We start from the raw sequence: 7,765 nt of genomic DNA, 5'->3' as shown, positions 1-7,765 counted from the left end.
CACCAGGAGCGTCGAGGCCCGCCCCCTGCCAGGCCTCCCTGGCCGCGAGCAAGGCCAACTGGGAGCAGCGATCGAGGCGGCGCCTGAGCAGGGGCTCCAACTGGGCCGTGGGCTCGTCTGGGATCATCCCCGCCACCCGGGATGGCAAGTCCTGAGCCCACCCGTCCGCCAGAAGGCTGATGCCTGATCGGCCTGCGAGGTAGGCCTGCCAGCAGCTCTCTACCCCGGCACCCAGAGGCGAGAGGGCTCCCATGCCCGTGATGGCGATCCTCTCCTTGGCCACGGCTGGGTTCAGCGCTGTGCGCGAAACATGGCCAAACCTACGTGGTGGGGCCTGCGCCTACAGAGCCCCAACCGTGCTCAGGCCCCGGCCCTGGGGCATTCAGCGAGGGGCTGGCTGGGTCGCGGTGAATGCACGGGCATTGACGTAATCAACGATGTCGCGCACAGTCTTGAAGGTAAGGAGATCTTTTTCTTCGATTTTGATGCCCATAGTTTCATCGGCCTCAATCAGAATCTCATAGAAACCAAGGGAGTCAACACCGACATCATCAATGATGAGGGCATCCAACTCAATACCCGCGGGATCCACCCCGGCGATCCGGGCCAGAATATCTTTCAAACCAGCCAGAATCTCTGCCTCGGTGAGCACGGGGCTGGGTTCTGATTGCAGGTGGCCTGCGCAGGATGGCAGCCCTTCGTTGGATTCTGGGGTGACTGAATCTGTCAAGAGTTTGCTACTATGACGAGCTGGAGCGGGGTCTGACCGGGTGCTCTACGACGAGTATTTTATCACTTACTCAAGGGTTTGCCAGCACGGCCAGGACCACTGGGGTCAACCTCAGAAAGACCACGGAACCAGGGAAACTGCCGGTACACCGGCGCGTGGGAAAAGCCAATGAAATGCTGCAGCCGTCGGCGGGGTACCTTTGTGAGGTCGGCTGTCATTAAAATCTCGGTGATCTGGTTAAAGTCTTTGGCCACTGAGATGTCATGACTTTTGGCACTCATGAGATTGATGTATTGGCGTAACAACACCGGGAGCTTGAAGCTGGCCAGCTGTTTCTGGGTTTCACCTTCCAGCCTCTGGATGGATTGGCAGCTGCCACCCGCGTGGCGTTCATCACCGCGGAACCCCCTTGGGTAGCGGGCCGGGGGGATGTCAGTGTTGTCGTCCCTGAACGGAGAGAGCATCAGGGAACGAAGAAAGTAATCATTCACACTGCCTGGATATTGGAAGTGATTATAGGATACTAATCCATAAATAGCAGTGTAGCCTGAGGCAATGGCTGCTTGAAGGCCTCCTCGGAATAGGGTCATCAGGGAAGCAGGTTGCCTCTGAAATGCCGGCGAAATTGCGACCCTGCCGATCTCAAGATGGCTGCCACGGGTGATCAGAAAATTTTTGATTCCTGGGTAGACGTGCTCAAGATATGACGTTGCAGAGCTATGGGCAAGACCGCTAGGGCTGGGGTCAGTAGAAGGGGTTTGAACAGGCACAAACTGCAGGCGGGCTGTCCCTGCAAGGGCAAATGTTGCATCGTCAACCAAAATAAAGTGATCGTAGAATGGATCTCTGCCATCCAAGTCTTTGTTGTTTCCGGAGCCAGAAAGCTTCTGTCTGTAGGTCAGCTCTCGCAGCAGGCCGACTTCGTCTGAAAAGTTTTCGAACGTGTTGCCAGGAATAAGAAAGAGGGTTAATCCGTAGTTGGAAAAGAAATAAAATGGCTTGATGTCGTCAATCAGTGCACGGCTCAGGGGGATCATCGGTCGCTGGGGCTGAGCGCGGTGGACGGTCGTGCTGCCCATGAAACCACCTTGGCAGGCTCAGAACCAAGGCCCAGGGCTGAGGCCCTGAGGCCCCGCCGGTTCTGAGGCTGTCACCTGGATCCGAACGGACTCTGCCCTTACAGTGAGAGACCAATGCTGAACCGCCAGTAGCGGCCGGAGGTCAGCGTGTTTGTCGAGGTTTCGATGCTGCTCTCCGTCCGTGTCCATTTGACAGCCGCCGCCCAGGCACCGCTGCGGATTGGAGCTGCGGGGCTGCTGCTCGCCAGTCCTGGACTGATGGTTCTCGGCATCCCTGCTCAGGCAGGCCAGCGGCAGCCTTTCGCCCCGCAGGCCGCTTCCGGTGCTTGGCTGGCCCAGCGCCAGGCTTACCCGATGACTGGGGAGAAAGCTGCGCCCCAGTCAGATCCCTCGGTGCCCAGCGCCTTCCCGGGTCAACCCGCGGTGCAACAGCAGCGCCAGACCAGGCAGGCCCGCGCGCGCCGGGCCACCTTCAGCCCGGAAACCAGCAATTTCCGCTACCGCCTGGCGCCCGGAGATCGGGTGAGGATTTCTGTTTTCAAGGTTGAAGGCTATGCCGCAGAAACGGAAGTTCTCAGCGACGGCACGGTGAACCTACCTCGGATCGGGTCAGTCAATGTGTGGGGTTTAACGCTGGATGAATCCAACCAGCGCATCACAAGTCTCTACTCCACGATCCTGCGTCGACCCCTGGTCTACATCGACCTGATCGCGCCTAGGCCGGTGCGGGTGTCGTTGGTGGGTCAGCTGGAGCGGCCAGGCTTCTATACCCTCAGCCGTGATCCATCGACGTCAACGTTGCGAGCGGCAGGCCCCGGTGTGGAGGGCACGGTGGTGGCAACCTCTGGTTGGCCCACCATGGTGGATGCGATCCAGCGGGCAGGCGGCATCACGGCCATGGGGGATCTCTCCAATCTGGTGCTGGTGCGCCAGGGCAATGTTCCTGGAGAGGCGCCGCGTGAATATCACTTCGACTATCTCAGCGTCCTGATGAACAATGTACAGGTCGTTAATCCCCTGATTAATGACGGTGACATGATCAGGGTCGGCAAGTTGGAAGGCGCTCGATCCAATGAAGCCTTGATTGCTACTGGTGCTTCCAACTTCGCTCCCGACGCCATCTCGGTCAATGTCGTTGGTGAAGTAGAGGTTCCTGGTATCAAGCAGGTGAAGTCAAATAGCCCCCTGACCAATGCGGTGATGGCCGCCGGCGGTCTTGACCCCCAGCGCGCCAGGGTCTCCAACGTCCGCCTGCTGCGGTTGGAGGCCGATGGTTCGATCCTTTCCCAGGAGGTGGCCTTTGACCCTTCAGCCGAACTGGGTTCGGAGGCCAATCCCCCCCTGCGGAATGGTGATGTGATCGTGGTGTCCCGTAACAACTGGACCCGTTTCAATGACACTCTGTCGCAAGCGGTGGCGCCCCTCGGTCCCCTGTTGAATGCTGCCTCCCTTTACAACATTCTGACTCGCTGAGGCGTAGTGTTGAATGCTGGGATCGCTCAGATCCCCAGCCGCTGCCAGATCACATTCAGATTCTCCCGGTGCAGTTCCGTGGTGAAACAGTCCGCCAAAGCCTCTGCCTTCAGGAGCTCTGTGACCGCCGGGTCGCCTTCGAGGTTGTCTCGGAAGTTGCCGGTTTCGGAATTCCAGGCCGCGTGGGCATGAGTCTGGACAATGTGGTAGGCCTCTTCGCGGCTGAGACCCGATTCCACCAGGGCAAGCAACACGCGCTGACTGAACACAACGCCGCCATAGATGTTCATGTTGCGGATCATGTTTTCGGGGTAGATCCCCAGACCCCCCACCACTTCAGTCATCTCCCTCAGCATGAACTGCAAGGTGGCTGAACAATCGGGCAGCATCATGCGCTCTACCGAGCTGTGGCTGATGTCGCGTTCATGCCAGAGGGCGCAGTTTTCCAGGGCCGCCACGGTGTAGCTGCGCAGCACCCTGGCCAGACCGCTGATCCGTTCGCTGCGGATTGGATTGCGCTTGTGGGGCATGGCCGAGCTGCCCTTCTGGCCCTTGGCGAAGTTCTCTTCCAGCTCCAGCACGTCAGTGCGCTGCAGATTGCGGATCTCGGTGGAGAAGCGCTCCAGTGCGGTTCCCACCAGGGCCAGGGTCTGAACGTATTCCGCATGGCGATCGCGGGCGATCACCTGGGTGCTGGCCGTGTCCGGCACCAGGCCCAGCTGCCTGCAGGCGATGGCCTCCACCTCAGGGTCGGTGTTGGCGTAGGTGCCCATGGCGCCACTGATCTGACCCACGCTCACCACCTGCTCGAGCCGCTCGAGCCGCTCCTGGTTGCGCAGCGTCTCGGCCAGCCAGCCGGCCACCTTGAAGCCGAACGTGATCGGTTCGCCGTGAATCGCATGGGAGCGGCCGATCATCACCGTGTCCTTGTGCTGTCGGGCCATGCTGCGCAACGCCTCGGCTAGCTGATCCAGTTCCTGGCGCAGCACCTGCACGGAGGCCTTCATCTGCAACGCCAGGCCCGTGTCGAGCACGTCGGAGCTGGTCATGCCCACGTGGATGTAGCGTCCCGCGTCACCCACGTGTTCATTCACATTGGTGAGGAAGGCGATCACGTCATGGCGTACCTCGGCCTCGATGCTGAGGATCCGCTCCACGCTGAAGCTGGCCTTTTCCCTGATCTGGGCCAGGGCCTCGGCGGGCACCCGACCCAGCTCGCTATTGGCGGCTGTGGCGGCGATTTCCACGTCTAGCCAGCTCTGGAACTTGGCCTGCTCGCTCCAGATGGCGCCCATCTCAGGCAGGGTGTAACGCTTGATCAAGGCCCAGCGGGTGGGAACGGCCCATCCAATGTATGGGTCGGTATGGATGGGGCCGTTCGGGACGCGGCTGTTAGGACCACCGGGGTCAGGCCAGGACCCTCAGCTGGCGGTGGGCCACCTCCCATTGCACCATCGCCCCCCAGCTCTGTTGGCGTACCCAGCAGCGCCCACCCCGGCACTGGATCAGCTGGAAGGGGGGGAGGTCGGGGGGCTGGTTGCGCAGCGTGACAAAGCTGCCAGGGCTCAGGGCCTCGATGAGCTGGGCCGACTGACGGTGGCGTTCCAGGTCGGCCACCTGGGCTGTGGGTGGAATGCTGGCTGCGCTGGACTGCATACTGCCGCTCGGGGGCTGGGGCCATCTTCAGGCGGCTGCGGGCGCCGCCGTGGACAATCACGCAATCTGTTCCGTTTGCTTTGTGGTTTGATCAGGGAACGGCAACACCTGTCCGCTCCCGGAGTCGTGGCTTCGAAACAGCGCCTGGATCTGGAACTGGTGGCCCGCGGCTTGGTGGAGACACGCCAACAGGCCCAGGTGCTGATCCGCGCCGGCCGGGTGCGCAGCGGCGAGCGCATCCTTGACAAACCCGGCACTGAGGTGGCGCCTGCGTTGCCGCTGAACGTGCTGCAGCTGCCCCGTTACGTGTCCCGAGGTGGCGAGAAGCTGGAGCTGGCCCTGGCCAGCTTCCCGATCCCTGTGAGCGGTCGGGTGTGTCTCGATGGCGGCATCTCGACGGGCGGCTTCACCGACTGCCTGCTGCAGCACGGGGCTGCGCGGGTGTACGGCATTGATGTGGGTTACGGCCAGACGGCCTGGCGGCTGCGCTGTGACCCGCGGGTGGTGCTCAAGGAGCGCACGAACCTGCGCCATCTCACCCCTGAAGCGCTGTTCGGCGCGAGCGACCCCAGACCGGATCTGGCCGTCGCCGACGTGTCGTTCATCTCCCTGGCCCGGGTGCTGCCGGCTTTGCTGGCGCTGCTGAGAGGATCATCAGCCACTGCAGGGCGCGATCTGATCCTGCTGGTCAAACCCCAGTTCGAGGTGGGGAAGGGCCAGGTGGGCAAAGGCGGTGTGGTCCGCAGTCCGCAGGCCCATGTCGGGGCGATCACGGCGGTGCTGACGGCCGCTGAACAGCTGGGCCTTCAGGCCACAGGCCTGGTGGCCTCTCCGATCACAGGCCCTGCCGGCAACCACGAGTACCTGCTCTGGCTGCGTTCGGCGGCATTGGAGAGCGTTCCAGCGCTGGCGAACTGGGCATTGCCGCAGGATCCGAAGGACAGGATTGCAGCGATCAAAGCGTGCGTTGACCTCGCCCTGGCCACCCCCTGAGCCGGTGTCGTGGGAAAGGGGGCCGCACTGCCCCCTTCTGCTCTGCTGCTGGAGGGGAGCAGAGCTGGTGGTGGAGGGGGCAGAGCTGAGCTGGCGTGCTCAGGGAAGAGAGGTCAGAGCCCGACGGGCTCAGATCGCGCCGCTGTCGCGATCACCGGTGCGGATGCGGATCACGCCGTCGATGGTGCCCACAAAAATCTTGCCATCGCCGATTTCGCCGGTGCGGGCAGCGTCCTGGATGGCATTGACCACGGTGTCCACCTTGTCGTCATCTACCACGATTTCGAGCTTGAGCTTCTGGAGGAATTCCACCGTGAATTCGGAACCCCGATAGCGCTCCACCTGACCTTTCTGACGACCAAAGCCGCGAACCTCGCTGACGGTCATGCCCACGATGCCGGCATTGACCAGCGCAATCTTGACGTCTTCAAGCTTGAAGGGCCGAATGATGGCCTCGACTTTTTTCATGGATACCGGTGGGCTGGACGATCAGGGTCTCATGGCTCGCCGCTTTTGGCGGAGAGGAGTCCATTAGGCCTGAGCCAAGGGGGTGTTGTCGTAGCCAATGTTACTTGGCCAGCGCCTCGACAGGATCCCCGCTTCTGGGCCGGAGCGGGCCCCAGGCCCTCAGATGGTTTCAGCCATCATGGTCGTGACCCGCTCAGTGCCCTGCCGTGTCCACGCCATCTGCCACGCCCGAGGCGAGTGCCGGCTCCGCCCCGGGCCGCACCCAGACCCCCCTCTACGGCGAACGGGCCATCGCAGAATCCCGGTTGATCTGCTTTGACAATCCCCGGCCGGGGCGTCCTTACGACATCGCCATCACCCTGCCGGAATTCACCTGCCTTTGCCCCTTTTCGGGCTATCCCGATTTCGCGACTCTGCGCCTGCTCTACCAGCCAGGTCCCCGGGTGATGGAGCTCAAGGCGATCAAGCTCTACGTGAACAGTTACCGCAATCGCAGCATCTCCCATGAGGAGGTGGCCAACCGGATCCTGGACGACTTCGTGGTGGCCTGCGAGCCGACATGGATGCAGCTGGAAGCTGATTTCAATCCGCGCGGCAACGTCCACACGGTGGTCACGGTTCGCCACGGCAGTCGTCAGGCCTGCTGAGGCGGGTTGAGCAACTCAGGCAGCTCCCGTGCGAAGGCCGCGAGATTGCGGTTGCAGAGGCCGGCCACGTGCAGCCTCCCGGCCTCGCTGATCGCCCAGAGCTGGCGCGTGGCCAGCAGGCTCAGGCCACCGCCGGCCAGGGCGATGGCAAACCCCGCGTACACCAGGGGCACTCCCGGATCACGCTTCAGCAGGATGCCGCTGGCCGGCAGCACCGAAGCCACCCGCACCGGCAGGCCGTTGACCTCCAGTGGGGAGGCGCCGATCCCCAGCTGCCCGAGCCTGGCGCCATCAGCCCCGAACACCTCCACCGGACCCTGCTCGCTGCTGAGGCTGAGTAGGACAGGATCGGATCCATCGGGTCGGGTGGGCAGTACCAGGCCCCACACCTGCTCCCCCAGCTCAGTGAAGCTCTGCAGTGGAAGTTGCAGCAGCGGGCTGCGGCCCAGTTGAACAGTGATGGCGGCCAGCCCCCAGTCGGCCTGGTAGAGGGTGACGCCCTGGAAGCGCAGGGGGTGGTTGACGCTGATCTGGGAAGCCTTCAGCAGCGTGCCGGTCTCGCCGTCGCCTTCCAGCAGCCGCAGGTCGGAGCGGAACTGTTCCGGCCGCCCGGCGGGATCGCGCTCCACGGCGAAGCTGTCGAGGGCGAGGGTGAGGGTGCTGTGGCCGCGGCTGTCCACCAGCTCCAGGCTGCGCCCAGGTGCCAGGAATTGTTCAGC

At 62.7% G+C, this 7,765-nt stretch carries 10 protein-coding genes; 3 read left to right on the top strand and 7 right to left on the bottom strand.

Annotated elements, in window-relative coordinates; translation table 11 throughout:
* The 3 genes from IQ216_RS09365 to IQ216_RS09355 form a co-directional block, all read right to left on the bottom strand.
* Positions 1–283, bottom strand: a 283-nt coding sequence (locus IQ216_RS09365; protein ID WP_370566690.1) for a beta-ketoacyl synthase N-terminal-like domain-containing protein, incomplete at its 3' end; no start/stop codon positions are given.
* Positions 284–382: 99 nt separating this feature from the next.
* Entirely contained in the window at positions 383–652 is a 270-nt protein-coding gene (locus tag IQ216_RS09360; RefSeq protein WP_193815256.1) for an acyl carrier protein, read from the bottom strand.
* A 140-nt stretch (positions 653–792) separates the two neighbouring features.
* Positions 793–1,767, bottom strand: a complete 975-nt coding sequence (locus IQ216_RS09355) for a GNAT family N-acetyltransferase (protein ID WP_228007337.1) — start codon at positions 1,765–1,767, stop codon at positions 793–795.
* Positions 1,768–2,202: 435 nt separating this feature from the next.
* On the opposite strand from IQ216_RS09355, the gene IQ216_RS09350 reads away from it, so the two are divergent.
* Positions 2,203–3,282 (top strand): polysaccharide biosynthesis/export family protein, encoded by a 1,080-nt coding sequence (locus IQ216_RS09350; protein ID WP_370566689.1) that lies wholly within the window; start codon positions 2,203–2,205, stop codon positions 3,280–3,282.
* Positions 3,283–3,308: 26 nt separating this feature from the next.
* On the opposite strand, the gene purB is transcribed toward IQ216_RS09350, so the two are convergent.
* Together purB and IQ216_RS09340 are read right to left on the bottom strand one after the other, a co-directional pair.
* On the bottom strand, positions 3,309–4,604 hold the full coding sequence (gene purB, locus IQ216_RS09345) for an adenylosuccinate lyase (protein WP_193815254.1): 1,296 nt from the start codon (positions 4,602–4,604) through the stop codon (positions 3,309–3,311).
* Between the two features lie 85 nt (positions 4,605–4,689).
* The gene (locus tag IQ216_RS09340) at positions 4,690–4,938 is read right to left on the bottom strand and encodes a hypothetical protein (RefSeq protein WP_228007336.1); all 249 of its coding nucleotides are present in this window, start codon (positions 4,936–4,938) and stop codon (positions 4,690–4,692) included.
* Between the two features lie 126 nt (positions 4,939–5,064).
* Between IQ216_RS09340 and IQ216_RS09335 the strand changes: the two genes are divergently transcribed.
* Positions 5,065–5,931: a TlyA family RNA methyltransferase gene (locus tag IQ216_RS09335; RefSeq protein WP_193815253.1), complete on the top strand. Its 867-nt coding sequence runs from the start codon at positions 5,065–5,067 to the stop codon at positions 5,929–5,931.
* 129 nt (positions 5,932–6,060) lie between these two features.
* On the opposite strand, the gene IQ216_RS09330 is transcribed toward IQ216_RS09335, so the two are convergent.
* The gene (locus tag IQ216_RS09330) at positions 6,061–6,399 is read right to left on the bottom strand and encodes a P-II family nitrogen regulator (RefSeq protein ID WP_186698784.1); all 339 of its coding nucleotides are present in this window, start codon (positions 6,397–6,399) and stop codon (positions 6,061–6,063) included.
* Between the two features lie 206 nt (positions 6,400–6,605).
* Here IQ216_RS09330 and queF point away from each other — a divergent pair, with 206 nt between their 5' ends.
* Positions 6,606–7,046, top strand: a complete 441-nt coding sequence (queF, locus tag IQ216_RS09325) for a preQ(1) synthase (RefSeq protein ID WP_193815252.1) — start codon at positions 6,606–6,608, stop codon at positions 7,044–7,046.
* Here queF and IQ216_RS09320 read toward each other — a convergent pair.
* On the bottom strand, positions 7,034–7,765 hold a 732-nt coding region (locus IQ216_RS09320), incomplete at its 5' end, for a cytochrome c biogenesis protein ResB (protein ID WP_193815251.1). The two genes, queF and IQ216_RS09320, sit on opposite strands and share 13 nt — an antisense overlap.

This window comes from Cyanobium sp. LEGE 06143, assembly GCF_015207535.1.
Classification (GTDB): Bacteria; Cyanobacteriota; Cyanobacteriia; order PCC-6307; family Cyanobiaceae; genus NIES-981.
This window is presented reverse-complemented; position numbering and strand designations above follow the sequence as displayed.

Bases quoted from the DNA above. Each gene is read 5' to 3' on its own strand.
- IQ216_RS09355 (WP_228007337.1), bottom strand. From the start codon at position 1,767: ATGATCCCCCTGAGCCGTGCACTGATTGACGACATCAAGCCATTTTAT.
- IQ216_RS09340 (WP_228007336.1), bottom strand. From the start codon at position 4,938: ATGCAGTCCAGCGCAGCCAGCATTCCACCCACAGCCCAGGTGGCCGAC.
- IQ216_RS09330 (WP_186698784.1), bottom strand. From the start codon at position 6,399: ATGAAAAAAGTCGAGGCCATCATTCGGCCCTTCAAGCTTGAAGACGTC.